General features: G+C 71.7%; 23 protein-coding genes and 1 pseudogene. 19 read left to right on the forward strand and 5 right to left on the reverse strand.

The features are described from left to right. Positions 1-26 precede the first annotated feature (26 nt). Entirely contained in the window at positions 27-2444 is a 2418-nt protein-coding gene (locus QF030_RS34045) for a Tex family protein (protein ID WP_307166396.1), read from the reverse strand. Positions 2445-2525: 81 nt separating this feature from the next. Next, positions 2526-2657, reverse strand: a complete 132-nt coding sequence (locus QF030_RS34050) for an LPFR motif small protein (RefSeq protein ID WP_253268063.1) — start codon at positions 2655-2657, stop codon at positions 2526-2528. Positions 2658-2808: 151 nt separating this feature from the next. Here QF030_RS34050 and QF030_RS34055 point away from each other — a divergent pair. Both QF030_RS34055 and QF030_RS34060 read left to right on the forward strand, forming a co-directional pair. Beyond that, positions 2809-3781 (forward strand): annotated as a pseudogene (locus QF030_RS34055) (GlxA family transcriptional regulator). A gap of 28 nt (positions 3782-3809) precedes the next feature. Next, positions 3810-4445 (forward strand): DJ-1/PfpI family protein, encoded by a 636-nt coding sequence (locus tag QF030_RS34060; protein WP_307166397.1) that lies wholly within the window; start codon positions 3810-3812, stop codon positions 4443-4445. Here QF030_RS34060 and QF030_RS34065 read toward each other — a convergent pair. Beyond that, on the reverse strand, positions 4432-5181 hold the full coding sequence (locus QF030_RS34065; protein ID WP_307166398.1) for an enoyl-CoA hydratase/isomerase family protein: 750 nt from the start codon (positions 5179-5181) through the stop codon (positions 4432-4434). The genes QF030_RS34060 and QF030_RS34065 overlap by 14 nt on opposite strands. 327 nt (positions 5182-5508) lie before the next feature. Between QF030_RS34065 and QF030_RS34070 the strand changes: the two genes are divergently transcribed. Continuing rightward, positions 5509-6027 (forward strand): ATP-binding protein, encoded by a 519-nt coding sequence (locus QF030_RS34070; protein ID WP_307167788.1) that lies wholly within the window; start codon positions 5509-5511, stop codon positions 6025-6027. Between the two features lie 3 nt (positions 6028-6030). On the opposite strand, the gene idi is transcribed toward QF030_RS34070, so the two are convergent. Beyond that, a complete protein-coding gene (gene idi / locus QF030_RS34075; protein ID WP_307166399.1) occupies positions 6031-6624 on the reverse strand; it encodes an isopentenyl-diphosphate Delta-isomerase in 594 nt (197 codons plus the stop codon). 198 nt (positions 6625-6822) lie between these two features. Next, the gene (locus QF030_RS34080; protein WP_307166400.1) at positions 6823-7764 is read right to left on the reverse strand and encodes a cation diffusion facilitator family transporter; all 942 of its coding nucleotides are present in this window, start codon (positions 7762-7764) and stop codon (positions 6823-6825) included. Between the two features lie 648 nt (positions 7765-8412). On the opposite strand from QF030_RS34080, the gene QF030_RS34085 reads away from it, so the two are divergent. The 16 genes from QF030_RS34085 to ispG all read left to right on the forward strand — a co-directional run bounded on the left by QF030_RS34085 (position 8413) and on the right by ispG (position 25408). After that, entirely contained in the window at positions 8413-10251 is a 1839-nt protein-coding gene (locus QF030_RS34085; protein ID WP_307166401.1) for a DUF5941 domain-containing protein, read from the forward strand. Beyond that, positions 10248-11000 (forward strand): phosphocholine cytidylyltransferase family protein, encoded by a 753-nt coding sequence (locus QF030_RS34090; RefSeq protein WP_307166402.1) that lies wholly within the window; start codon positions 10248-10250, stop codon positions 10998-11000. Before QF030_RS34085 ends, QF030_RS34090 begins: the two co-directional genes overlap by 4 nt. Beyond that, entirely contained in the window at positions 10988-12049 is a 1062-nt protein-coding gene (locus QF030_RS34095) for an iron-containing alcohol dehydrogenase family protein (protein ID WP_307166403.1), read from the forward strand. Before QF030_RS34090 ends, QF030_RS34095 begins: the two co-directional genes overlap by 13 nt. Continuing rightward, positions 12027-12806 (forward strand): CDP-alcohol phosphatidyltransferase family protein, encoded by a 780-nt coding sequence (locus tag QF030_RS34100; protein ID WP_307166404.1) that lies wholly within the window; start codon positions 12027-12029, stop codon positions 12804-12806. Before QF030_RS34095 ends, QF030_RS34100 begins: the two co-directional genes overlap by 23 nt. Continuing rightward, positions 12803-13687 carry a glycosyltransferase family 2 protein gene (locus QF030_RS34105; RefSeq protein ID WP_307166405.1) on the forward strand — a complete coding sequence of 295 codons (885 nt, stop codon included), beginning with the start codon at positions 12803-12805 and terminating at the stop codon, positions 13685-13687. The genes QF030_RS34100 and QF030_RS34105 overlap by 4 nt, the downstream gene beginning before the upstream one ends. Positions 13688-13787: 100 nt before the next feature. Continuing rightward, positions 13788-14717 (forward strand): ABC transporter permease, encoded by a 930-nt coding sequence (locus QF030_RS34110; RefSeq protein WP_307166406.1) that lies wholly within the window; start codon positions 13788-13790, stop codon positions 14715-14717. Beyond that, a complete protein-coding gene (locus tag QF030_RS34115) occupies positions 14710-15498 on the forward strand; it encodes an ABC transporter ATP-binding protein (protein ID WP_307166407.1) in 789 nt (262 codons plus the stop codon). The genes QF030_RS34110 and QF030_RS34115 overlap by 8 nt, the downstream gene beginning before the upstream one ends. Before the next feature lie 360 nt (positions 15499-15858). Then, positions 15859-16770 (forward strand): squalene synthase HpnC, encoded by a 912-nt coding sequence (gene hpnC, locus QF030_RS34120; RefSeq protein WP_307166408.1) that lies wholly within the window; start codon positions 15859-15861, stop codon positions 16768-16770. Then, positions 16767-17717 carry a presqualene diphosphate synthase HpnD gene (gene hpnD / locus QF030_RS34125; protein ID WP_307166409.1) on the forward strand — a complete coding sequence of 317 codons (951 nt, stop codon included), beginning with the start codon at positions 16767-16769 and terminating at the stop codon, positions 17715-17717. The genes hpnC and hpnD overlap by 4 nt, the downstream gene beginning before the upstream one ends. Further along, a complete protein-coding gene (locus QF030_RS40675; RefSeq protein ID WP_373428843.1) occupies positions 17717-17869 on the forward strand; it encodes a DUF6380 family protein in 153 nt (50 codons plus the stop codon). The genes hpnD and QF030_RS40675 overlap by 1 nt, the downstream gene beginning before the upstream one ends. Next, positions 17866-19287, forward strand: a complete 1422-nt coding sequence (gene hpnE / locus QF030_RS34130) for a hydroxysqualene dehydroxylase HpnE (protein ID WP_307166410.1) — start codon at positions 17866-17868, stop codon at positions 19285-19287. The genes QF030_RS40675 and hpnE overlap by 4 nt, the downstream gene beginning before the upstream one ends. A gap of 110 nt (positions 19288-19397) precedes the next feature. Next, entirely contained in the window at positions 19398-20426 is a 1029-nt protein-coding gene (locus QF030_RS34135; RefSeq protein WP_307167789.1) for a polyprenyl synthetase family protein, read from the forward strand. Positions 20427-20543: 117 nt separating this feature from the next. Further along, positions 20544-22577 (forward strand): squalene--hopene cyclase, encoded by a 2034-nt coding sequence (shc, locus tag QF030_RS34140; protein WP_307166411.1) that lies wholly within the window; start codon positions 20544-20546, stop codon positions 22575-22577. Beyond that, entirely contained in the window at positions 22577-23218 is a 642-nt protein-coding gene (locus QF030_RS34145) for a phosphorylase family protein (protein WP_171400713.1), read from the forward strand. The genes shc and QF030_RS34145 overlap by 1 nt, the downstream gene beginning before the upstream one ends. A 5-nt stretch (positions 23219-23223) precedes the next feature. After that, positions 23224-24246: an adenosyl-hopene transferase HpnH gene (hpnH, locus tag QF030_RS34150; RefSeq protein ID WP_307166412.1), complete on the forward strand. Its 1023-nt coding sequence runs from the start codon at positions 23224-23226 to the stop codon at positions 24244-24246. Positions 24247-24250: 4 nt separating this feature from the next. Beyond that, positions 24251-25408 (forward strand): flavodoxin-dependent (E)-4-hydroxy-3-methylbut-2-enyl-diphosphate synthase, encoded by a 1158-nt coding sequence (gene ispG / locus QF030_RS34155; RefSeq protein ID WP_307166413.1) that lies wholly within the window; start codon positions 24251-24253, stop codon positions 25406-25408.

Here is a 25408-nt window from a genome sequence, read left to right on the forward strand (position 1 = left end):
GACCGGGCCCCGGTGGTGGGCAGCTGTCAGCGCCTGCCCTTCTTGGGGTCGACGAGGCCCGCCCGGCGCAGTGCGTCGGCCATCGCGCTGTTCCCCGGCGGGGGAGCCTGGCGCGAACCGCCACCGCCACCGCCGGTGCCTTCGCCTTCGCCGCGCCGACCGCTCTGCCGGCGCTGTTGCGGCGGCCGCCCACCGCTCCGCTGAGGCCGGCCCCCGGCGGCGGACCGGCCCTGATCACCCTGCGGAGCCGCCTCGTCGTCCAGCCGGAGCGTCAGCGAGATCCGCTTGCGCGGGATGTCGATGTCGAGGACCTTCACCTTGACGATGTCACCCGGCTTGACGACCTCCCTCGGGTCCTTGACGAACGTCTTCGACAGCGCGGACACATGCGCCAGACCGTCCTGGTGGACACCGACGTCGATGAACGCCCCGAAGGCCGCCACGTTCGTCACGACCCCCTCCAGGATCATCCCGGAGGACAGGTCGGAGATCTTCTCCACGCCCTCCTTGAAGGTGGCCGTCCTGAAGGCGGGCCGGGGGTCGCGCCCGGGCTTCTCCAGCTCCCTGAGGATGTCCGTGACGGTCGGCAGGCCGAACGTCTCGTCCACGAAGTCGGTCGGCCGCAGCGAGCGCAGGACGCCCGTGTTGCCGATGAGGGACGCCACATCCTGGCCGGAGGTCTTCACCATGCGCCGCACCACCGGGTACGCCTCCGGGTGCACGCTGGAGGAGTCCAGCGGGTCGCTGCCGCCGCGGATGCGCAGGAAGCCCGCGCACTGCTCGTACGCCTTCGGACCGAGCCGGGCGACCTTCTTGAGCTCGGAACGGGAGGTGAAGGGCCCGTTGGCGTCCCGGTGCGCCACGATGTTCTCGGCGAGTCCGGTGGAGATGCCGGACACCCGCGAGAGGAGCCGCGCCGAGGCCGTGTTGACGTCCACGCCCACGCCGTTCACACAGTCCTCGACCACCGCGTCCAGTGAACGCGACAGCTTCACCTCGGACAGGTCGTGCTGGTACTGGCCGACGCCGATCGACTTCGGGTCGATCTTCACCAGTTCGGCGAGCGGGTCCTGCAGCCGACGCGCGATCGACACGGCGCCGCGCAGCGACACGTCCATGTCGGGCAGCTCCTGGGAGGCGAAGGCGGAGGCCGAGTACACGGAGGCGCCCGCCTCGGACACCATCACCTTGGTGAGCTTCAACTCCGGGTGCCTGGTGATGAGTTCACCGGCGAGTTTGTCGGTCTCGCGGGACGCCGTGCCGTTGCCGATGGCGATCAGGTCGACCGTGTGCTCCTTCGCCAGCCGTGCGAGCCTGGCGATCGCCTCGTCCCACTTGTTCGCCGGGACGTGCGGGTGGATCACGTCCGTGGCGACGACCTTGCCGGTCGCGTCGACGACGGCGACCTTCACGCCCGTGCGGAAGCCGGGGTCCAGGCCCAGCGTCGCGCGCGTGCCGGCCGGGGCGGCGAGCAGCAGGTCACGGAGGTTGGCGGCGAAGACGTCGACGGCCTCGTCCTCGGCGGTCGTCCGCAGCCGCAGCCGCAGGTCGATGCCGAGGTGGACGAGGATGCGGGTCCGCCAGGCCCAGCGGACCGTGTCCGCCAGCCACTTGTCGCCCGGCCGGCCGCGGTCCGCGATGGCGAACCGGGCGGCGACCATGCCCTCGTAGGACGAGGGGCCGGGCTGCTCCGAGGGCTCCTCCGGCTCCAGGACGAGGTCGAGGACCTCCTCCTTCTCGCCGCGCAGCATCGCCAGAACGCGGTGCGAGGGCAGTGCGGTGAACGGCTCGGCGAAGTCGAAGTAGTCGGCGAACTTCGCGCCCGCCTCCTCCTTGCCGTCGCGCACCTTGGCGGCCAGCCGCCCGCGCTTCCACATGCGCTCGCGCAGTTCCCCGATGAGGTCGGCGTCCTCCGAGAACCGCTCGGTGAGGATCGCCCGCGCTCCGTCCAGCGCGGCCTGCGGATCGGCGACGCCCTTGTCGGCGTCGACGAACGCGGCGGCCGCCGCGAGCGGATCGACCGTCGGGTCGCCGAGCAGTCCCTCGGCGAGCGGTTCGAGACCCGCCTCGCGCGCGATCTGCGCCTTGGTGCGCCGCTTGGGCTTGTACGGCAGGTAGATGTCCTCCAGCCGCGCCTTGGTCTCGGCGCCGAGGATCCGCGCCCGCAGCGCGTCGGTGAGCTTGCCCTGCTCGCTCACCGACTCGAGGATCGCCGTCCGCCGCTCCTCCAGCTCCCGCAGATAGCGCAGCCGCTCCTCGAGCGTGCGCAGCTGCGCGTCGTCGAGCATCTCGGTCGCTTCCTTGCGGTAGCGGGCGATGAAAGGCACCGTCGAGCCGCCGTCGAGCAGCTCCACGGCGGCCTTCACCTGCCGCTGCCGTACGCCGAGTTCCTCGGCGATCCTGCTTTCGATGGACCCTACTTCGATGGACCCGGGTGTCGTCACGATCCCGTACCGCCTTCTCCACTGAGGTTGCGCGGCAATTGTGGCAGGTGACACCGACACTCGGGGATCAGGGCGCGGTCCTCAGGCCCTGCGGCTCCTGCTGGAGCCCGAGGCCCCGCCGAAGAGCCGGGCCAGTGCCCGGAAGGGCAGCGTCACCACGGTGGCGATGGCGCCACCGATCTGCCGCAGCACGTCTGCGATCGCACGGAACACGAGCTTCCCCTTTCGTTCCTCGTCGCCCGGCCGCTCCGGCCGGGACGATCCGGGTACCTCGAGATCGGCCGGCCATGCCGACGAGCCGTGGCAGGAAAGGTGGGGAACCCGTCATTGCCGCCCCGTGCCCCGCCCGCGAAGAATCGTCGGCATGGCCCAGCGAACCGTCCACACCGTTCTCGTCGTGCTCTTCGACGGCGTCCAGAGCCTCGACGTGACAGGCCCCGTGGAGGTCTTCGCGGGGGCCGAGCGGCACACCCCGGGGACCTACCGGATCCGCACGGCCTCCCTGGACGGCGCTCCGGTGCGCACCTCCAGCGGGCTGACCCTTCTGGCGGACGAGGCGCTCACGCGCGTGCGTGAGCCGCACACGCTGCTCGTCCCCGGCGGCCGGGGCACCCGCCGCCCGGACGCCGCGCCGCTGACGGACTGGCTGCGCGTCAACGCCCCGCGCGCGGAGCGCCTCGTCTCGGTCTGCACCGGCGCGATGCTGCTCGCCGCCGCGGGTCTGCTGGACGGCCGCCGGGCGACGACCCACTGGGCGTACTGCGACCGGCTCGCCCGCGATCACCCGGCGCGTCCGGGTCGACCCTGACCCGATCTTCGTCCGGGACGGGCACGTCCACACCTCGGCCGGCGTCACCTCCGGCATCGACCTGGCCCTCGCCCTGGTCGAGGCGGACCTCGGCCGCGACGCGGCGCTGACCATCGCCCGTCACCTGGTCGTCTTCCTGCGCAGGCCCGGGAACCAGGCCCAGTTCAGCGCGCAGCTGGCCGCCCAGACGGCCGAGCGGGCGCCTCTGCGGGAGGTCCAGCAGTGGATCACCGAGCATCCCGGCGCCGACCTGAGCGTGGAGTCGCTCGCCGCCCGCGCCCTGCTCTCCCCGCGTCACTTCGCCCGCGCCTTCCGCGACGAGACCGGCGTGACGCCCGGCCGCTATGTCGACCGGGTCCGCCTGGAGCACGCCCGCCGCCTGCTGGAGGACACGGCGGACGGCGTCGAGGAGATCTCCCGGGCCAGCGGATACGGCACCCCCGAGGCCATGCGGCGCGCCTTCGTCAAGGCGCTCGGGACGCCCCCCGCGGAGTACCGCCGACGGTTCCGTCCCGCGCCCGTCCACTGAAGCCCTGTGAGCCCAGCGAGAGGAACCCATGCAGATCGCCGTCGTCGTCTACGACCGCTTCACCGCCCTGGACGTCGTGGGCCCGTACGAGATGCTCTCCCGCGCCCCGGGCGCGGAGACCGTCTTCGTGGCCGAGGAGAGGGGGCCCGTCCGCACGGAGACCGGCTTCCTGGCCGTCACCGCCGACCGGGCGCTGGCCGAGGTCCCCGCCCCCGACGTCGTGGTCGTCTCCGGGGGCCCCGGCCAGAGCGCCCTGATGGACCACGCGCCCCTGCTCGACTGGCTCCGGCAGGCCGACGCCACCAGCACCTGGACGACGTCCGTGTGCTCGGGCTCCCTGCTGCTCGCCGCCGCGGGCCTCCTCGAAGGCCGCCGGGCCACCTCCCACTGGCTGGCCCTCTGGCAGCTCGGGGCGTTCGGCGTCGAGGCGACCGGCGAACGCGTCGTCTTCGACGGCAAGTACGTCACCGCGGCCGGCGTCTCGTCCGGCATCGACATGGGGCTCGCCCTGCTCGGCCGGATCGCGGGCGACGACCATGCCCGGGCCGTTCAGCTGGGCACGGAGTACGACCCGCAGCCGCCCTACGATGCGGGCGCCCCGCACAAGGCGCCGCCCCACCTGGTGGAGAAGCTGCGGGCCCGCAGCCGGTTCATACTGACGTAGTCCAGGTGAAGCGCGGCTCCCTGCGCTCGAGGAACGCGGCGACGCCCTCCCCGGTGTCGCCGCTGCCGCGCGCCTGTGCGCTCCAGTGGGCGTCCCGGTCCGTGCGGCCGTTCGCGAACTCCTTCGCGGCGGCCTGCGTCAGTCCCGAGCGGGACACCAGCACCCGGGTGAACTCCGCGATCCGCTCGTCGAGTCCGTCCACGGGCAGCACCTCGTCGACCAGACCCGTGCGCAGCGCCCGCTCGGTGTCGATCAACTCACCCGAGAAGAGCAGGTACTTGGCGGTGGCCGGACCCACCAGGGACACCAGGCGCCGGGTGGCGCCGGACGGATAGACGATCCCGAGCTTCGCCGGCGTCACCCCGAACCGCGCGCCGTCCTCGGCGAACCGCAGGTCGCACGCCGCGGCGAGCTGGGCGCCACCGCCGACGCAGTGCCCCCGGATCGCGGCCAGGGTCGGCTTCGGGAACGCCGCCAGGGCCTCCTCGGCTCGCCCGGCCAGCTCCTGGGCCTCCTGCGGCGACCCCAGGAGCGTGGAGATGTCGGCCCCCGCGCAGAAGGTGCCCCCCGCCCCGGTCAGCACCAGCGCCCGCACCGCCGGGTCGGCGGCCAGGGTGTCGAGCAACGGGGGCAGCGCCGCCCACATCGCGGCCGTCATGGCGTTGCGTTTCGCCGGGTGGTGCAGGACGACGGTGGCGACGGCGTCGGTGACGCCGTGCAGCAGATCGGGCTCCATGCCCCGGATGCTAGCCACCGGCTCGTCCGCATGATCGTCGCCGTGGATGTGAGAGGCGCGACACCGGCGCCCGAGGGAACCGGAGCGGACCGGAGAGGCCCGGGGGCGGCCAGGAGGGAGGAGCGGGCCGCCGAACCCGTACAACCCGAAGAGTGCGTGAAGTCGGCGTGGACAGGACGGAAACGGTCCTGCGGTCGACTTCCTCATCCTCGGCCGGTCGGAAACGCTCGATAACTGCTGACTTCTGTTCAGTCATCCGGAGGGGGGCGCCTCGGAACCAACACTTCCCATGTGGTGACAATCGAGCGCGAGGGTGGCGACCGGACGATGGACGATCAAGGGCGCGGGCCCGACCCACGCCCGGCGGGGACCGAGGGCGAACCCTGCGAATCCGCTGCGGAGGCCGAGCCCCGGCCGCTGCCCTACGAAGGCGTCTGGCGGTTCACCGCGTCCGCCGTCGACGCCTCGGTCCCGCAGGCACGACACGCCGTGCGGGACCTGCTGTACCGCCAGGGAGTACCGGTCGGCGACGACCTGGCCCAGGGGCTCCTGCTGATCGTCTCCGAGCTGGTCACCAACGCCGTCCGGCACGCGGCGGTGCTGTCGCCGGTGCTCGCCGTGGAGGTCGCCGTCGGGGCCGAGTGGGTGCGCGTGTCGGTGGAGGACAACCACCCCTACCGCCCGACCGCCCTGGAGGCCGACCACGCTCGCACGGGCGGCCGGGGACTGCTGCTGGTGCGCGAGATCACCCGGGAGGCGGGCGGGGTCTGCGACGTGGAGCACACGTCGGGCGGCGGCAAGGTGATCTGGGCCGCCCTGCCGCTCAAGCCCGTACGGGTGTCCTGAGAGTCACCAGCCGGCCGACGGCCCCGTCAGCTCCCTGACCGCCGGGCGCGCCGCGTCCAGCACGGTCATGAACCAGGAGGAGAACGGGTCCCCGGCGTGCCGTTCCGCCAGCTCGGCGGGCGTCACGAAGGCCGTGTCGCCCACCTCCTCCGCGTCCGGCCGCAGCGCGGACTGCACCAGCCCGACGAACAGGTGGTTGTACTCCTGCTCCACCAGGCCCGACTCCGGGTCCGGGTGGTTGTAGCGGACCGTGCCCGCCTCGCCGAGCAGCGACGGGGAGACGCCGAGCTCCTCGAAGGTGCGCCGCGCGGCCGCCGCGAACGGCGCCTCACCGGGGTAGGGGTGACCGCAGCAGGTGTTGGACCACACACCGGGGGAGTGGTACTTGCCGAGCGCCCGCTGCTGGAGCAGCAGCCGGCCCCGCTCGTCGAAGAGGAACACGGAGAACGCGCGGTGCAGCTGCCCCGGAGGCTGATGGGCGGCCAGCTTCTCCGCGGTGCCGATCGTGACGCCGTTCTCGTCGACCAGCTCCAGCAAGATCGCGTCCGCGGTGCCGTTCGACGACGTGTGTGTCGCGGTGGCAGGTGTGATCGGCATACCCATCCTTAGCATCGGTCCTCGCGTCCCCAGTCTGCCGTACGCGTCCGGCACTCCCGGCACTTCACGCGAAAGCGCGCATGTCCCGCGCACGGCGAGGGGCCCGGCAGGTGATCTTGCCCGGCGCCGGGGGCGCGGAACCGTCCGGAACGTCTGTGCGGATCCCCCGGAGCCGCAGCCGTCCACGGCCTTCCACGGTCAGTGACAGAGCCGCGCCTCGTGCTCGGCGTGCCCGCTCGGCTCCAGCTGGAAGGTGCAGTGCTCCACGTCGAAGTGATGGCCCAGGCAGCCCTGGAGCTCGTGCAGCATCTTCTCGTGGCCGATCGCGTTCAGGACGTCCGAGCGCACCACCACGTGCGCCGACAGCACCGGCATCCCGGAGGTGATGGTCCACGCGTGCAGATCGTGGACGTCCTCCACCCCGTCCAGCGCGAGGATGTGGGACCGCACGTCCGCCATGTCGACGTCCTTGGGAGCCGACTCCAGCAGCACGTCGAGCGTCTCGCGCAGCAGCTTCAGGGTGCGCGGCACGATCATCAGGCCGATGACGAGCGAGGCGACCGGGTCGGCGGCCTGCCAGCCGGTGGCCAGGATCACCACCGCGGAGATCAGCACCGCCACCGATCCCAGCGCGTCGGCCGCCACCTCCAGGAACGCCCCGCGCACGTTCAGACTCTCCGACTGGCCCCGCATCAGCAGCGACATCGAGATCATGTTGGCGACCAGACCGAACGCGCCGAACCAGATCATCAGCCCGCCCTCGGTGGCGGCGGGGGTGAAGAACCGCTGGACCGCCTCGTACAGGACGTAGCCGCCGACCACGAGCAGCAGCAGGCAGTTGGCGAGGGCGGCCAGGATCTCGGCGCGCGCCAGCCCGAAGGTGCGGGTCGCGCTCGGCGGCCGGTTGGCGAAGTGGATCGCGAGCAGCGCCATGCCGAGACCCAGCGCGTCCGTCGCCATGTGCGCGGCGTCCGCGATCAGCGCCAGGGAGTCCGCGAGCAGTCCGCCGACGATCTCGACGACCATGACGGCGAGCGTGATCGCCAGTGCGACGCGCAGTCTGCCCCGGTACGCCGCCGCGGCCGTGGCGGTCGTCGGCACGTGCGTGTGGGTATGGCCGTGGTCGTGCCCAGCCCCCATGGAAGCAGCCCTTCTGTGGTCCGTCGTGGGCCCTGGCGTTCTGCCCCGCGATCACAGTGAACTACGGGTGGGGGGTATCCGGCAACGCGGCACTGAACACCGTTGTCATGTGCCCTGACCTGCGGAAACGAATCCCAGGTCAGGGCAGCCTCAGCCGCCGCTCGATGCCGGCGCCCCACCGGCGGTCGAGCGGTCGTCCAGAACCGCGCCCCGGTCCCCGCCCGTGGCCCGCCACGGGCGCCCTGCGGCCCCGTGGGTCCGGCCCCTGTGTCCGCCATGTGCCGCTGTGCCGCCGGGGACGAGCCCCGTCGTGCCGACGTCGGCGGGCGGCGACCGGCAGGGGCGCGCCGGGACGCGGTGGGCAATGTCCCGGATGTCGGCTCCTGGGGGCACGGTTTGTCGCCCGGGCCGCCGATCACCGATGATGATCTCGGCAAAGGCCGGTTCGAGCCGGTTCGAGTGGTGCTGCCGGATCGCGTCGATCGTGCCTGAACGGGCGGTGAACACGGCGTTCCCGGCATCCGATAGCCTCTGCCGACATGCCGCCCGCCTGGCGCGACCACCGGTGAAGTCGCCGGTGCGGCCAAGGGGCGCCTCCATCGTGTACATGACCGGCGTGAACGCGCCGGACCCAGGGAGTGAGTTCGGTTGTCGACCGCCATCCTCACCGGCTCGCCGGTCCCCGGATCGTCGATCGAGGGCGACCTGCGGTCCCTCGGCTTCGACGTCCGGACCGCCTCCGACGCCGGTGAAGCCGAGGCCCTCCTCGCCGCCGTCCCCGGTGACCGGCGCGTCGCCGTCGTGGACGCCCGCTTCGTGGGTCACGAGCACGCGCTGCGCCTCGGTCTCACCGACCCCCGCTTCCCGCTCGGCGCGATCCCGGGCGCGGTGACCGCGCAGCCGGCCGGCCGCCAGGCCCTGACCCGCGCGATGGCCCGGGAGAACTCGGCGAGCGGCGGCGCCGCGCACGGGGGCGCTCCCGCGCGAACGAAGTCGAGCGCGGGGGACCTCGACAGCCTCGCCGACCGGGTCGTCGCCGCCCTCGACGCCGACGGCGTCGACGTGCACCGCCCCGAGCTGGGCAGTCTGGTCGCGGAGGTGCCCGCCGATCCGCAGGCCCGCAACGAGGCACGGCAGGCCGTCGCCGCCGTCGACGACGAGGCCGTCCGTCTGAAGTCCGCCGTGAAGGCCCGCGACGGCTTCTTCACGACGTACTGCATCAGTCCCTACTCGCGCTACCTGGCCCGCTGGTGCGCACGCCGCGGCCTCACCCCCAACCAGGTCACCACCGCCTCGCTGATCACCGCGCTGATCGCGGCGGCCTGCGCGGCCACCGGCACCCGGGGCGGGTTCGTCGCGGCCGGCGTCCTGCTGATCGCGTCCTTCGTCCTGGACTGCACCGACGGCCAGCTCGCCCGCTACTCCCTGCAGTACTCCACGCTCGGCGCCTGGCTCGACGCCACCTTCGACCGGGCCAAGGAGTACGCCTACTACGCGGGCCTCGCGCTCGGCGCGGCCCGGGGCGGCGACGACGTGTGGGCCCTCGCGCTGGGCGCGATGGTCCTGCAGACCTGCCGGCACGTCGTGGACTTCTCCTTCAACGAGGCCAACCACGACGCCACCGCCAACACCAGCCCCACCGCCGCCCTCTCCGACAAGCTGGACAGTGTCGGCTGGACGGTCTGGGTGCGGCGGATGATAGTCCTGCCCATCGGTGAACGATGGGCCATGATCGCCGTTCTCACCGCTGCCACCACCCCCCGCATCACCTTCTACGCGCTGCTCGTCGGCTGCGCGTTCGCGGCGGCCTACACCACGGCGGGCCGGGTCCTGCGCTCACTGACCCGCAAGGCCAGCCGGACGGACCGCGCGGCCCAGGCCCTGGCGGACCTCGCCGACAACGGCCCGCTCACCGGACTCCTGGTCCGCACGCTCCCCGCCGGCATCCGGATTCCGGCGCCGCTCGGCGCGGTCGTCGGCGTCCTGCTGCTGGTCCTCGCGGCCTCGCTCGACGGGCCGGGCTTCTCGCTCCTGCTGGCCGCCGTCCTGTACGTCCTGCTCTCCGCCGACGCCGTCCTGCGTCCCCTCAAGGGCGCCCTCGACTGGCTGGTCCCGCCGCTCTTCCGGGCCGGCGAGTACTGCACCGTCCTCGTCCTCGCGGCCCGGGCCGATGCGGACGGAGCGCTTCCGGCGGCTTTCGGGCTCGTCGCCGCCGTCGCCTACCATCACTACGACACGGTGTACCGCATCCGCGGCAACGCCGGAGCGCCGCCGGCCTGGCTGGTGCGCGCCATCGGGGGGCAGGACGGGCGCACGCTGCTCGTCTGCGTGCTGGCCGTGCTGCTCACCGCCTCGCAGTTCACGGTCGCGCTCACGGTCCTCGCCGTGGTCGTCGCCGTGGTGGTGCTCTTCGAGAGCATCCGCTTCTGGGTCGCCGCCCACCGGGCAGGCGCCCCGTCCGTACACGATGAAGGAGAACCCGCATGATCGGCCTCGTGCTGGCGGCCGGCGCCGGACGGCGTCTGCGCCCCTACACCGACAGCCTGCCCAAGGCGCTGGTGCCGGTGGGGCCCGCGGGTATAGAGGGCGAGCCCACGGTGCTGGACCTGACGCTCGGCAACTTCGCCGAGATCGGTCTGACCGAGGTCGCGGTCATCGTCGGCTACCGCAAGGAGGCCGTGTACGAGCGCAAGGCGGCGCTGGAGGCGAAGTACGGCGTCAAGCTCACCCTCATCGACAACGACAAGGCCGAGGAGTGGAACAACGCCTACTCGCTGTGGTGCGGGCGTGACGCCCTCAAGGACGGCGTGATCCTCGCCAACGGCGACACCGTCCACCCCGTCTCCGTCGAGAAGACGCTGCTGGCCGCCCGCGGTGAGGGCAGGAGGATCATCCTCGCGCTCGACACCGTCAAGTCCCTCGCGGACGAGGAGATGAAGGTCGTCGTCGACCCGGGGAAGGGCATGACGAAGATCACCAAGCTGATGGACCCGGCCGAGGCCACCGGCGAGTACATCGGCGTCACCCTCATCGAGGGCGACGCCGCCCCCGAACTGGCCGACGCCCTCAAGACCGTGTGGGAGACCGACCCGCAGCAGTTCTACGAGCACGGGTACCAGGAGCTGGTGAACCGGGGCTTCCGTATCGACGTGGCGCCGATCGGCGACGTCAAGTGGGTCGAGATCGACAACCACGACGATCTCGCCCGTGGACGGGAGATCGCGTGCCAGTACTGACCCGGCTGATCCCCTCACCGGTCGTCGTGGACATCCGCCCGGGTGCCCTCGACGACCTGGTCGGGGTCCTCGCCGACGAGCGCATCTCGCACTCGGGCAAGCTCGCGATCGCCGTCAGCGGCGGTTCGGGCGCCCGGCTGCGCGAGCGCCTCACCCCGGCCCTGCCCGGCGCCACCTGGTACGAGGTCGGCGGCGGGACCCTCGACGACGCCGTCCAGCTGGCCACCGACATAAAGGCCGGCCACTTCGACGCGGTCGTCGGCCTGGGCGGCGGCAAGATCATCGACTGTGCGAAGTTCGCCGCGGCGCGGGTGGGCCTCCCGCTCGTCGCCGTACCCACGAACCTCGCGCACGACGGCCTGTGCTCGCCGGTCGCCACCCTCGACAACGACGCGGGCCGCGGCTCCTACGGGGTGCCCAATCCGATCGCCGTCGTGATCGACCTGGACGTCATCCGCGAGGCCCCGGTCCGCTATGTGCGGGCCGGCATCGGTGACGCCGTCTCCAACATCTCCGCCATCGCGGACTGGGAGCTCGCCAACCGGATCAAGGGCGAGAAGATCGACGGCCTCGCCGCCGCGATCGCCCGGCAGGCCGGCGAGGCGGTGCTGCGCCACCCGGGCGGCATCGGGGACACCGGCTTCCTCCAGGTGCTGGCCGAGGCGCTGGTGCTCAGCGGTGTCGCGATGTCGGTGTCGGGCGACTCCCGCCCGTCCTCCGGCGCGTGCCACGAGATCAACCACGCCTTCGACCTGCTCTTCCCCAAGCGGGCGGCCGCCCACGGCGAGCAGTGCGGACTCGGCGCGACCTTCGCGATGTTCCTGCGCGGAGCCCACGAGGAGTCGGCCCACATGGCCCAGGTGCTCCGACGCCACGGACTTCCGGTCCTGCCCGAGGAGATCGGCTTCACGGTGGACGAGTTCGTCCGTGTCGTGGAGTTCGCTCCCGAGACCCGGCCCGGCCGCTACACGATCCTCGAACACCTCGACCTCAAGACCGAACAGATCAAGGACATCTACGCCGACTATGTCAAGGCCATCGGTAGCTGAACTCAGACCGGTCGTCCACCCTCCGGGGGTGAAGGACCGGCGCAGCGGTGAGCACTGGATGGGGCGCCTCTACATGCGTGAGGTGTCCCTGCGGGTCGACCGCTACCTGGTGAACACCAGGGTCACGCCCAACCAGCTCACGTACCTGATGACCGTCTTCGGCGTGCTCGCGGCCCCGGCCCTGCTGGTGCCGGGGATCGCGGGCGCCGTGCTCGGCGTGGTGTGCGTCCAGATGTACCTGCTGCTGGACTGCGTCGACGGCGAGATCGCCCGCTGGAAGAAGCAGTACTCGCTCGGCGGGGTCTACCTGGACCGGGTCGGCGCGTATCTCACCGACGCCGCCGTCCTGGTCGGCTTCGGCCTGCGCGCCGCCGACCCGTGGGGCAGCGGGCGCGTCGACTGGCTCTGGGCCTTTCTCGGCACGCTGGCCGCGCTCGGCGCGATCCTGATCAAGGCCGAGACCGACCTCGTCGGCGTCGCCCGGCACCAGGGCGGTCTGCCGCCGGTCAAGGAGTCGGCGTCCGAACCGCGCTCCTCCGGGATGGCGCTGGCCCGCCGGGCGGCCTCGGCGCTCCAGTTCCACCGGCTGATCCTCGGCATCGAGGCGTCTGTGCTGATCCTGGTCCTGGCGGTCGTCGACCAGATGCGCGGCGACCTGTTCTTCACCCGGCTCGGTGTGGCCGTGCTGGCCGGCGTCGCGCTGCTCCAGACCCTGCTGCACCTGGTGTCCATCCTCGCGTCGAGCAGGCTGAAGTGAGCGCGCCCGCGAAGGTCGGCGCGGTCGTCATCACCATGGGCAACCGCCCCGACGAGCTGCGCGCCCTGCTGGACTCGATCGCCAAGCAGGACGGCGACCGGGTCGAGGTGGTCGTGGTCGGCAACGGCTCGCCCGTACCGGACGTCCCCGAGGGCGTCAGGACCGTCGAACTGCCCGAGAACCTCGGCATCCCCGGCGGCCGCAACGTCGGCATCGAGGCCTTCGGCCCCAGCGGCCGGGACGTCGACATCCTGCTGTTCCTGGACGACGACGGCCTGCTGGCCCACCACGACACGGCCGAGCTGTGCCGCCGGGCCTTCGAGGCCGACCCGAAGCTGGGCATCGTCAGCTTCCGGATCGCCGACCCGGAGACCGGGGTCACCCAGCGCCGCCACGTACCCCGGCTGCGCGCCTCCGACCCGATGCGCTCCTCCCGGGTCACCACGTTCCTCGGGGGCGCCAACGCGGTGCGCACCAAGGTCTTCGCGGAGGTGGGCGGACTCCCCGACGAGTTCTTCTACGCCCACGAGGAGACCGACCTGGCATGGCGGGCCCTCGACGCGGGCTGGATGATCGACTACCGGTCCGACATGGTGCTGTACCACCCGACGACCGCGCCCTCGCGGCACGCGGTGTACCACCGCATGGTCGCCCGCAACCGGGTCTGGCTGGCCCGGCGCAACCTTCCCGCTCCGCTGGTCCCCGTCTATCTCGGGGTCTGGCTGCTGCTCACCCTGGCGCGCCGCCCCTCGGGGTCCGCGCTGAAGGCGTGGTTCGGCGGTTTCCGGGAAGGCTGGAGCACTCCGTGCGGACCTCGTAGGCCCATGAAGTGGCGTACGGTGTGGCGGCTGACCCGACTGGGCCGGCCCCCGGTGATCTGACAAGCTCGTCCCTGAGGGCACCCCGGGCCGTACCGCGGGCCCCCCGGCTCATGCCGGCCTCGTCAAGGCTGCGCATCCCGAAGACGAAAGTTTCCTACCTGTGAGTGAGACAACGCATGACGTCGGAGTCGTGGTGACTGCGCCTCCGTCGCCCGACGAGGGCCTCACGGCGGCACAGCTGGCCGCCAAGTACGGGCTGGCCGTGAGCGGCGCCCGGCCTCCGCTGCGGGAGTACGTCCGGCAGCTCTGGGGGCGCCGGCACTTCATCATGGCGTTCTCCCGGGCGAAACTGGCCTCCCAGTACAGCCAGGCCAAGCTCGGCCAGCTGTGGCAGGTGGCCACGCCGCTGCTGAACGCGGCCGTGTACTTCATGATCTTCGGCCTGCTGCTCAATGCCGGCCGGGGGATGTCGAAGGAGGTGTACATCCCCTTCCTCGTCACGGGCGTCTTCGTGTTCACCTTCACGCAGAGCTCGGTGATGACCGGCGTACGGGCGATCTCGGGCAACCTCGGCCTGGTCCGCGCCCTGCACTTCCCGCGTGCCTCACTGCCGATCTCGTTCGCCCTGCAGCAGCTCCAGCAACTGCTGTACTCGATGCTGGTGCTGTTCCTGGTCGTGATCGGCTTCGGCAGCTACCCGGACGCCTCCTGGGCGCTGATCGTCCCGGTGCTCGTCCTCCAGTTCTGCTTCAACTCCGGCCTGGCGCTCATCTTCGCCCGGGCCGGCGCGAAGACCCCGGACCTGGCGCAGCTGATGCCGTTCGTGATGCGGACCTGGATGTACGCGTCCGGCGTGATGTTCTCCATCCCCGTCTTCCTCGCGGACAAGCCGCAGTGGGTGGCCAACATCCTGCAGTGGAACCCGGCCGCCATCTACATGGACCTGATGCGCTTCGCGCTCATCGAGGAGTACGGCGCCGAGAACCTTCCCGCGCACGTCTGGGCGGTCGCCGGCGGCTGGGCCGTCCTCGTCGCCCTCGGCGGCTTCGTGTACTTCTGGCAGGCGGAGGAGAGGTACGGCCGTGGCTGAGCCGCTGTCGGGACAACGCATCCCCACCGTCATCGCCGACGAGGTCCACATCGTCTACCGCGTCAACGGCGCCAAGTCCGGCAAGGGCAGCGCCACCGCGGCGCTCAGCCGCATCGTCAGGCGGGGCTCCGACGACTCGGCCCGCGGGGTGCGCAAGGTGCACGCCGTGCGCGGTGTCTCCTTCGTCGCCCACCGCGGCGAGGCCATCGGCCTGATCGGCTCCAACGGCTCGGGCAAGTCCACGCTGCTGCGCGCCATCGCCGGTCTGCTGCCGCCGGAGAGCGGCAAGGTCTACACCGACGGCCAGCCCTCGCTGCTCGGCGTCAACGCGGCCCTGATGAACGACCTCACCGGCGAGCGGAACGTCACCCTCGGCGGGCTCGCGATGGGCATGTCCCGTGAGCAGATCAAGGAGCGCTACCAGGAGATCGTCGACTTCTCCGGCATCAACGAGAAGGGCGACTTCATCACCCTGCCGATGCGCACCTACTCCTCGGGCATGCAGGCCCGGCTGCGCTTCTCCATCGCCGCCGCCAAGGACCACGACGTCCTGATGATCGACGAGGCGCTGGCCACCGGCGACGCGAAGTTCCGGGGGCGTTCCGAGGAACGCATCCGGGAGCTGCGCGAGCACGCCGGCACCGTGTTCCTGGTGAGCCACAGCAACAAGTCGATCAGGGACACCTGCGACCGTGTGCTCTGGCTGGAACGCGGCGAACTCCGGCTGGACGGCCCGACCGAAGAGGTTCTGCGGGAGTACGAGAAGTTCTCGGGCAAGTAGGGCGATTCGGCCAGGGCCCCGCCGGAACTGTCCGGTGGGGCCCTGCGTCTGCAAAGGAAGCGTCAACTCCGGTGCAAGTCAGGAATCTTGACGCCGATCGGTGCGTTGTTGTGATGTCCAGAACACCCCCGCGAACCGTGTCGCGTTGTACAACGTAAGCTGGACCGGCCCCCGAATCGCGCCAAGTGGGGCGAAAACGCGCAGTGCCCGCCGTCGGGGCCGCCGCGCGGGCGGTCGGGCGGCGTGTCCGAAATAGTGTGTATTGGGTCAGCAGTGTAGAACGGGAGATGTGACGGCGATGGCTACGGAAACTCCCCAGCTCGACGCGAGCCGTGCCGTCCCCGCCCCGGGCGGTCGGCGATGACGGCGTCCGCCGTGCCGAGCATCGGCGACCCGGAGCGCGGCACGCTCGACAAGGCCGCGGACGAGAACTTCCCGGTGGCCCCCTTCTTCCTGCCCAGGGCATGGCGCGACGACCTGATGGCGGTGTACGGCTTCGCCCGGCTCGTCGACGACATCGGCGACGGCGACCTCGCCCCCGGTGGCGCGGACGCCCGGCTGCTCGGCGTGTCGGCCACCGCCGCGGAGGACCGCCTCACCCTGCTGGACGCCTTCGAGGCCGATCTGCGTCGTGTCTTCGGCGGATCCGACGGCCCGCCCCGGCACCCCCTGCTGCGCCGTCTCCAGCCGACCGTCCGCCGCCGCTCGCTCACCCCCGAGCCCTTCCTCGGCCTGATCGCCGCCAACCGCCAGGACCAGCTGGTCACGCGCTACGAGACCTACGACGACCTGCTCGCCTACTGCGAGCTGTCCGCCAATCCCGTCGGCCGCCTGGTCCTCGCCGTCACCGGCTCCGCCACCCCCGAGCGGATCCGCCGCTCCGACGCGATCTGCACCGCGCTGCAGATCGTCGAACACCTCCAGGACGTGGCCGAGGACCTCGGCCGCGACCGTGTCTATCTGCCCGCGGCGGACATGAGGCGCTTTCACGTCAGGGAATCGGATCTGGCCACGGGGACCGCGGGCGCGTCGGTGCGCGCGCTGGTCGCGTACGAGGCGGAACGCGCCCGCGGTCTGCTGAATGAAGGCGCCCCTCTGGTGGGTAGCGTTCACGGCAGGCTGAGGCTGCTGCTCGCGGGGTTCGTGGCGGGGGGAAGGGCGACGATCGAGGCGATCGCCGCCGCGGGGTACGACGTACTTCCCGGCCCGCCCAAGCCCGGCAGGCTCCGGCTGCTGCGCGAGGTGGGCGTGACCCTGCGAGGAAAGGGATGATCCGGGCCGTGGAGTCGTCACCGCAGGTGTCCGCGCCGGTACTCGCCGCCTACAGCTACTGCGAGACCGTCACCGGACAGCAGGCCCGTAACTTCGCGTACGGCATCCGGCTGCTGCCCACGTCCAAGCGCCGCGCGATGTCGGCGCTGTACGCCTTCTCGCGCCGCGTCGACGACATCGGCGACGGAGCGCTGGACGGTGAGGTCAAGACCGCCAGGCTCGAGGAGACCCGGGCGCTGCTCGCCCGGGTCCGCGCGGGCGAGGTCGAGGAGGACGACACCGACCCCGTGGCGGTCGCCCTCGCGCACACGGCGCGGACCTTCCCCATCCCGCTGCGCGGCCTGGACGAGCTGATCGACGGCGTGCTGATGGACGTACGCGGCGAGACCTACGAGACCTGGGACGACCTGAAGGCGTATTGCCGCTGTGTGGCGGGCGCCATCGGGCGGCTCTCGCTCGGCGTGTTCGGCACCGAACCGGGGGCGCGCGGCGCCGAGCGCGCGCCGGAGTACGCCGACACGCTCGGGCTCGCGCTCCAACTCACCAACATCCTCCGAGATGTCCGTGAGGACGCTGAAGGCGGCCGCACCTATCTGCCGGCCGACGATCTCGCGAAGTTCGGCTGCTCGGCGGGCTTCGACGGGCCGAAGCCGCCGGAGGGCTCCGACTTCGCGGGGCTCGTGCACTTCGAGGTACGGCGGGCCCGCGCCCTGTTCGCCGAGGGCTACCGGCTGCTCCCGCTGCTCGACCGGCGCAGCGGCGCCTGCGTCGCCGCCATGGCGGGCATCTACCGACGGCTCCTCGACCGCATCGAGCGCGACCCCGAGGCCGTCCTGCGCGGCCGGGTCTCGCTGCCCGGACGGGAGAAGGCCTATGTGGCCGTACGCGGGCTGTCGGGTCTGGACGCCCGGCACGTGTCGCGGCGGACCGTCAGGAGGCACCCCTGATGGACACGACCGGTGACGAGGTGGGCCAAGGCGATTCCACCGGCGAAAAGCGGCACGCAACCCTCCGGTGCGGCGCGGCGTCCCTGACTGCGACGGCCAGCGGTGCAGAGTTCAAACACCATGGCCGGTCCGCACGGGAGGGCGCAGGATGAACGACGAGCAACTGGCGGACGCCTCCGGAGCGTCCGGCCCCTCGGGGCGCACGGCCGTCGTCGTCGGGGGAGGGCTCGCCGGGGTGACCACCGCCCTCGCGCTCGCCGATGCGGGCGTCCGCGTCACCCTGCTCGAAGGCCGGCCCCGGCTCGGCGGCCTGGCCTTCTCCTTCCGGCGCGGCGAACTGACCGTGGACAACGGACAGCACGTGTACCTGCGTTGCTGCACCGCCTACCGCTGGTTCCTCGAACGCATCGAGGGCAGCGCGCTGGCGCCCCTGCAGGATCGTCTCGACGTGCCCGTCGTCGATGTCGCCCGGCCCGAGGGGCGGCGGCTCGGCAGACTGCGGCGCGACGCGCTGCCCGTCCCCCTGCACCTGGGGCGCAGCCTCGCCACGTATCCGCATCTCTCGCTCGCCGAACGCGCCAGGGTGGGACGTGCCGCGCTCGCGCTCAAGGGGCTCGACCTCGCCGATCCGCGGCTGGACGCGCAGGACTTCGGCAGCTGGCTGACCGCGCACGGCCAGTCGGCACGCGCCGTCGAGGCACTCTGGGACCTGGTCGGCGTCGCCACCCTCAACGCGGTCGCGGGCGACTCCTCGCTGGGACTCGCCGCGATGGTGTTCAAGACCGGCCTGCTGTCCGAGCCCGGCGCCGCCGACATCGGCTGGGCGCATGTCCCGCTGGGCGACCTGCACGACCGGCTCGCCCGCAAGGCGCTCGACTCCGCGGGTGTGCGTACCGAGGTCCGTACGCGCGTCACCTCTCTCGCTCCCGAGGGAGACGGGACGTGGAGCGTTCAGGTTCCCGGCGAGACGCTCCACGCGGACACGGTCGTCCTCGCCGTACCGCAGCGCGAGGCCTACGACCTGCTCCCGGCCGGGGCGCTGGACGACCCGGGGCGGCTGCTGGAGATCGGCACCGCGCCCATCCTCAACGTGCACGTCGTCTACGACCGCAAGGTGCTCGACAGACCCTTCTTCGCGGCGCTCGGCACGCCCGTGCAGTGGGTCTTCGACCGCACCGCCGCCTCCGGGCTGCGCGAGGGCCAGTACCTCGCCCTGTCCCAGTCCGCGGCCCAGGACGAGATCGACGAACCCGTGGCCGCGCTGCGCGAGCGCTACCTGCCCGAACTCCGGCGGCTGCTGCCGGGCACGCGCGGCGCACAGGTGCGGGACTTCTTCGTGACCCGGGAGCGCACGGCGACGTTCGCCCCCACCCCCGGCGTCGGGCGCCTTCGGCCCGGCGCCCGTACCAGATCCCCCGGCCTGTACCTGGCCGGAGCGTGGACCGCCACCGGGTGGCCCGCGACCATGGAGAGTGCGGTCCGCAGCGGTGTGAGCGCGGCGGACGCCGCGCTGAGCGCCCTGGGCCGGCCCCGCCCCCGCCACCTCTTCGAGTTCGAGGAGGCGGCCTGATGCTCGATCAGCACGGCTCGGCACACCCCCGCACCCTCTCCGGCACCGCAACAAGAGGAGAAACAGTGCCCACTGTGCCCCCGGCCACGCCGGCCGCTCGGAGGACCGCGGTGGACGTGACCGCGCTCCTGGAGCGCGGCCGCACCCTGGCCACACCGGTGCTGCGGGCGGCCGTCGACCGTCTGGCACCGCCCATGGACACGGTCGCCGCCTACCACTTCGGCTGGATCGACGCCCAGGGCAACCCGACCGACGGCGACGGCGGCAAGGCCGTGCGTCCCGCCCTCGCGGTGCTCTCCGCGGGGGTCACCGGGGCCGCTCCCGAGGTCGGCGTGCCCGGCGCGGTCGCCGTCGAACTGGTCCACAACTTCTCGCTCCTGCACGACGACCTGATGGACGGCGACGAGCAGCGCAGGCACCGGGACACCGTCTGGAAGGTGCACGGCCCCGCCCAGGCCATCCTGGTCGGCGACGCCCTGTTCGCCCTCGCGGGCGAGATCCTCCTCGAACTCGGCACGGTCGAAGCGGCCCGGGCGACCCACCGCCTGACGGTCGCCACCCGGGCCCTCATCGACGGCCAGGCCCAGGACATCTCCTACGAGCACCGCGACCGGGTCAGCGTCGAGGAGTGCCTGGAGATGGAGGGCAACAAGACCGGCGCCCTGCTGGCCTGCGCCAGTTCCATCGGCGCCGTGCTCGGCGGGGCGGACCGGCGCACCGCCGACGCCCTGGAGAAGTACGGCTACCACCTCGGCCTCGCCTTCCAGGCCGTGGACGACCTGCTCGGCATCTGGGGCGACCCGGACGCCACCGGCAAGCAGACCTGGAGCGACCTGCGCCAGCGCAAGAAGTCCCTGCCGGTGGTGGCCGCGCTCGCGGCGGACGGCTCCGCCTCCGAACGGCTCGGGGAGATCCTCGCCGCCGACGCCAAGAGCAGCGACTTCGAGACCTTCTCCGAGGGGGAGTTCGCCGCCCGCGCCGCCCTGATCGAGGAGGCGGGCGGCCGTGACTGGACCGCCGGGGAGGCGCGCCGTCAGCACGCCGTCGCCCTGGAGGCCCTGAACGCCGTGGACATGCCCGAGCAGGTGCGGGAAAGCTTCACGGCGCTCGCCGACTTCGTCGTCGTACGAAAGAGATGATCCCTATCGGTCGAATAGCCCTCGCGTAGTCGCCGGCCGGTGTGCGAGGAGAGAGCACCGGCCGACGGCGGACCCACAGCAGACGCAACGCCATGCACACTGCACGAAGGGGAAGCCATGACAGCGACGACCGACGGAAGCACCGGGGCTCTGCCGCCCCGCGCTGCCGCGGCCAGCGAAACCGACATCACCATCCCCGTGGCGGCCGGGGTACAAGAAGCCGCCGCGAGCGCCATGCAACGCGCCACCGACTTCCTGCTCGCCCAGCAGGACGCCGAGGGCTGGTGGAAGGGCGACCTCGAGACCAACGTCACGATGGACGCCGAGGACCTGCTGCTGCGTCAGTTCCTGGGCATCCGCGACGAGGCCACGACCCGGGCCGCCGCGCTCTTCGTCCGCGGCGAACAGCGCGAGGACGGTACGTGGGCCACCTTCTACGGCGGTCCGCCCGACCTCTCCGCCACCGTCGAGGCGTATGTCGCCCTGCGGCTGGCTGGCGACGCCCCCGAGGCACCCCACATGCGCCTGGCCTCCGCATGGATCCGCGAGCAGGGGGGCATCGCCGCCGCCCGGGTCTTCACCCGGATCTGGCTGGCGCTGTTCGGCTGGTGGAAGTGGGAGGACCTGCCCGAACTCCCGCCGGAGCTGCTGTTCTTCCCCAAGTGGTTCCCGCTGAGCATCTACAACTTCGGCTGCTGGGCACGGCAGACGATCGTGCCGCTCACCGTCGTGTCGGCGAAGCGCCCGGTGCGCCCGGCGCCGTTCCCGCTCGACGAGCTGCACGTCGACCCCGCGAACCCCGCCCCGGCCCAGCCCCTCGCCCCGGTGAACAGCTGGGACGGGCTCTTCCAGCGGCTCGACAAGGTGGTGCGCGGCTACCGGTCGGTCGCGGTGCGCAGGCTGCGCGGAGCCGCCCTCGGCTCCGCCGCCCGCTGGATCATCGAGCGGCAGGAGAACGACGGCGCCTGGGGCGGCATCCAGCCGCCGGCCGTGTACTCGCTGATCGCCCTGCACCTGCTCGGCTACGACCTCCAGCACCCGGTGATGCGGGCGGGCCTCGAGTCCCTTGACCGCTACACCGTGTGGCGCGAGGACGGCGCGCGGATGATCGAGGCCTGTCAGTCGCCGGTGTGGGACACCTGCCTGGCGACGATCGCCCTCGCCGACGCGGGACTTCCCGCCGACCACCCCCAACTGGTCAAGGCCGCCGACTGGATGCTCGGCGAGCAGGTCGTCCGACCGGGCGACTGGTCGGTCAGCAGGCCCCAACTTCCGCCCGGCGGCTGGGCGTTCGAGTTCCACAACGACAACTACCCGGACATCGACGACACCGCCGAGGTCGTCCTCGCGCTGCGCAGGGTCAAGCACCACGATCCGGAGCGGATGGACCGGGCCATCGCGCGCGGGGTGCGCTGGAACCTCGGGATGCAGTCGAAGAACGGGGGCTGGGGGGCCTTCGACGTCGACAACACCAGCCCGTTCCCCAACCGGATGCCCTTCTGCGACTTCGGCGAGGTCATCGACCCGCCGTCCGCCGACGTCACCGCGCACGTCGTCGAGATGCTGGCGATCGAGGGGCTCTCGCACGACCCGCGCACCCGGCGCGGGATCGAGTGGCTGCTGGCCGAACAGGAGCCGGACGGCTCGTGGTTCGGGCGCTGGGGCGTCAACTACGTCTACGGCACGGGGTCGGTGGTACCCGCCCTCACCGCGGCCGGTCTGCCCGCGCGGCACCCCGCGATCAGACGGGCGGTCGCCTGGCTGGAGCGGGTGCAGAACGACGACGGCGGCTGGGGCGAGGACCTGCGCTCCTACCAGGACGCCACCCGGTGGAGCGGCCGGGGCGCCTCGACGGCCTCCCAGACGGCCTGGGCGCTGATGGCGCTGCTGGCGGCCGGCGAAAGGGACTCCAAGGCCGTCGAGCGCGGCGTCGCCTGGCTGGCGCAGACCCAGCGCGAGGACGGCTCCTGGGACGAGCCCCACTTCACCGGGACCGGCTTCCCCTGGGACTTCTCGATCAACTACCACCTCTACCGGCAGGTCTTCCCGCTGACCGCGCTCGGCCGGTACGTCCACGGCGAGCCGTTCGGCAAGCAGCCCGCCAAACAGCCCGCCCAGCACGCGGCTTCCGCCGAGGCCAAGGGGAGCTGATGAGCACGCAGTCCGTCCCGTCCCCGCTGCTGATCGCCTGCGCCCTCGGCATCGAGCACCTCGCCCTGCGCATGGGCGACCGCGGCGGAGCCGACGGGCCGGTCACCGTCCTGCGCACGGGCATGGGACCCAAGGCGGCGGAGCGATCCGTCACCCGCGTCCTGGCCGACCCGGTGTTCGCGGGGGCGGCCGTACTGGCCACGGGCTTCTGCGCCGGCCTCGCCCCGGGGATGCACCCCGGTGACCTGGTCGTCGCCGAGGAGACCCGCGACCCGCGCGGCAGTGTGCCCTGCGTCGGCACCGAACTGCTCGTCAAGGAACTCGCCCGCACCCTGCCCGGGCGAACGGTCCACACCGGCCCCCTCACCGGCTCCGACCACGTCGTTCGCGGTCATGAACGGGCCGACCTGCTGGCGACCGGCGCAATCGCCCTCGACATGGAGTCGGCGGCCACGCTCCTGAGCGCCGTGCGCGCGGAGCCGCGCCCGGTTGCGGCCGTCCGAGTGGTCGTGGACGCTCCTGAACATGAGCTTGTCCGGATCGGCACGGTGCGCGGTGGAATATCGGCCTTCCGCGTTCTTCGCTCGGTTCTGCCTGCTTTTTTCGAATGGCACCGTAATGTTCTGCTCCCCCGGAGGTGAGCCGCATGGCCATGCCCCTGCGCCAGTCCATCAAGGTCGCTACATACCTGGTCGAACAGAAGCTCCGCAAGCGGGACAAGTTCCCGCTCATCGTCGAGCTGGAGCCCCTCTTCGCCTGCAACCTCAAGTGCGAGGGCTGCGGCAAGATCCAGCATCCGGCGGGAGTGCTCAAACAGCGCATGCCGGTCGCCCAGGCCGTCGGCGCGGTGCTGGAGTCCGGTGCGCCGATGGTGTCCATCGCGGGCGGTGAGCCCCTGATGCATCCTCAGATCGACGAGATCGTGCGGCAGTTGGTGGCCAAGAGGAAGTACGTCTTCCTCTGCACCAACGCCATGCTGCTGCGAAAGAAGCTGGACAAGTTCACCCCCTCTCCCTACTTCGCCTTCGCCGTGCACATCGACGGGCTGCGGGAGCGGCACGACGAGTCGGTGGCCAAGGAGGGCGTGTTCGACGAGGCCGTGGCGGCCATCAAGGAGGCCAAGCGGCACGGCTTCCGGGTGACCACCAACTCGACCTTCTTCAACACCGACACCCCGCAGACCATCATCGAGGTGCTCAACTACCTCAACGACGACCTCAAGGTCGACGAGATGATGATCTCGCCCGCCTACGCCTACGAGAAGGCTCCCGACCAGGAGCACTTCCTCGGCGTGGAGCAGACCCGCGAGCTGTTCAAGAAGGCCTTCTCGGGCGGCAACCGGCGCCGCTGGCGGCTCAACCACTCACCCCTGTTCCTCGACTTCCTCGAGGGCAAGGCCGACTTCCCGTGCACGGCGTGGGCGATCCCCAACTACTCGCTGTTCGGCTGGCAGCGGCCCTGCTACCTGATGAGCGACGGCTATGTGCCGACGTACCGCGAGCTGATCGAGGAGACGGACTGGGACAAGTACGGCCGGGGCAAGGACCCGCGCTGCGCCAACTGCATGGCGCACTGCGGCTACGAGCCGACCGCCGTCCTCGCCACCATGGGCTCGCTGAAGGAGTCTCTGCGCGCCATGCGGGAGACCGTCAACGGAAACCGGGCGTGACGGCATGAGTGCCGTGTCCCTGGGTGTTCCCGCGATGCCGGTCCGGCCGGTTGCCGAGCGCCGTAAGAGCCGGCAGATCCAGGTCGGATCCGTGGCGGTCGGCGGAGACGCCCCGGTGTCGGTGCAGTCGATGACGACGACCCGTACCTCCGACATCGGCGCGACGCTTCAGCAGATCGCGGAGCTCACCGCGTCCGGCTGTCAGATCGTGCGGGTGGCCTGCCCCACGCAGGACGACGCGGACGCGCTCGCGACGATCGCCCGCAAGTCGCAGATCCCGGTCATCGCCGACATCCACTTCCAGCCGAAGTACGTGTTCGCCGCGATCGAGGCGGGCTGTGCGGCGGTCCGGGTGAACCCGGGCAACATCAAGCAGTTCGACGACAAGGTCAAGGAGATCGCGAAGGCGGCGAAGGAGCACGGCACGCCGATCCGGATCGGCGTCAACGCCGGCTCGCTGGACCGGCGGCTGCTCCAGAAGTACGGCAGGGCGACTCCCGAGGCGCTCGTCGAGTCCGCGCTGTGGGAGGCGTCCCTCTTCGAGGAGCACGACTTCCGTGACATCAAGATCTCGGTCAAGCACAACGACCCGGTGATCATGATCGAGGCGTACCGGCAGCTCGCCGCGCAGAGCGACTATCCGCTGCACCTCGGGGTGACGGAGGCGGGCCCGGCGTTCCAGGGCACGATCAAGTCGGCGGTCGCCTTCGGCGCCCTGCTGTCCCAGGGCATCGGCGACACGATCCGGGTCTCCCTCTCGGCTCCTCCGGTGGAGGAGGTCAAGGTCGGCAACCAGATCCTGGAGTCCCTCAACCTCAGGCAGCGCGGTCTGGAGATCGTCTCCTGCCCGTCCTGCGGGCGGGCCCAGGTCGACGTGTACAAGCTGGCCGAAGAGGTCACGGCGGGGCTCACGGGCATGGAGGTCCCGTTGCGCGTCGCCGTCATGGGCTGTGTCGTCAACGGCCCCGGCGAGGCCCGCGAGGCCGACCTCGGCGTCGCCTCCGGCAACGGCAAGGGCCAGATCTTCGTGAAGGGCGAGGTCATCAAGACCGTCCCCGAGTCGAAGATCGTGGAGACCCTCATCGAGGAGGCCATGAAGCTCGCCGAGCAGATGGAAGAGGACGGCGTCGCGGCGGGGGAGCCGGCCGTCACCGTGAGTTGA

It is taken from the genome of Streptomyces rishiriensis (genome assembly GCF_030815485.1).
In the GTDB taxonomy this organism is placed as follows: domain Bacteria; phylum Actinomycetota; class Actinomycetes; order Streptomycetales; family Streptomycetaceae; genus Streptomyces; species Streptomyces rishiriensis_A.

Excerpts from the sequence above, each read along its gene's own strand:
- ispG (WP_307166413.1), top strand. The coding sequence starts at position 24,251 with ATGAGTGCCGTGTCCCTGGGTGTTCCCGCGATGCCGGTCCGGCCGGTT.
- QF030_RS34090 (WP_307166402.1), top strand. The coding sequence starts at position 10,248 with ATGATCGGCCTCGTGCTGGCGGCCGGCGCCGGACGGCGTCTGCGCCCC.
- QF030_RS34080 (WP_307166400.1), bottom strand. The coding sequence starts at position 7,764 with ATGGGGGCTGGGCACGACCACGGCCATACCCACACGCACGTGCCGACG.
- QF030_RS34060 (WP_307166397.1), top strand. The coding sequence starts at position 3,810 with ATGCAGATCGCCGTCGTCGTCTACGACCGCTTCACCGCCCTGGACGTC.
- QF030_RS34100 (WP_307166404.1), top strand. The coding sequence starts at position 12,027 with ATGTCAAGGCCATCGGTAGCTGAACTCAGACCGGTCGTCCACCCTCCG.
- QF030_RS40675 (WP_373428843.1), top strand. The coding sequence starts at position 17,717 with ATGGACACGACCGGTGACGAGGTGGGCCAAGGCGATTCCACCGGCGAA.
- hpnC (WP_307166408.1), top strand. The coding sequence starts at position 15,859 with ATGACGGCGTCCGCCGTGCCGAGCATCGGCGACCCGGAGCGCGGCACG.
- idi (WP_307166399.1), bottom strand. The coding sequence starts at position 6,624 with ATGCCGATCACACCTGCCACCGCGACACACACGTCGTCGAACGGCACC.
- QF030_RS34070 (WP_307167788.1), top strand. The coding sequence starts at position 5,509 with ATGGACGATCAAGGGCGCGGGCCCGACCCACGCCCGGCGGGGACCGAG.
- shc (WP_307166411.1), top strand. The coding sequence starts at position 20,544 with ATGACAGCGACGACCGACGGAAGCACCGGGGCTCTGCCGCCCCGCGCT.
- QF030_RS34065 (WP_307166398.1), bottom strand. The coding sequence starts at position 5,181 with ATGGAGCCCGATCTGCTGCACGGCGTCACCGACGCCGTCGCCACCGTC.
- hpnH (WP_307166412.1), top strand. The coding sequence starts at position 23,224 with ATGGCCATGCCCCTGCGCCAGTCCATCAAGGTCGCTACATACCTGGTC.
- QF030_RS34145 (WP_171400713.1), top strand. The coding sequence starts at position 22,577 with ATGAGCACGCAGTCCGTCCCGTCCCCGCTGCTGATCGCCTGCGCCCTC.
- hpnD (WP_307166409.1), top strand. The coding sequence starts at position 16,767 with ATGATCCGGGCCGTGGAGTCGTCACCGCAGGTGTCCGCGCCGGTACTC.
- hpnE (WP_307166410.1), top strand. The coding sequence starts at position 17,866 with ATGAACGACGAGCAACTGGCGGACGCCTCCGGAGCGTCCGGCCCCTCG.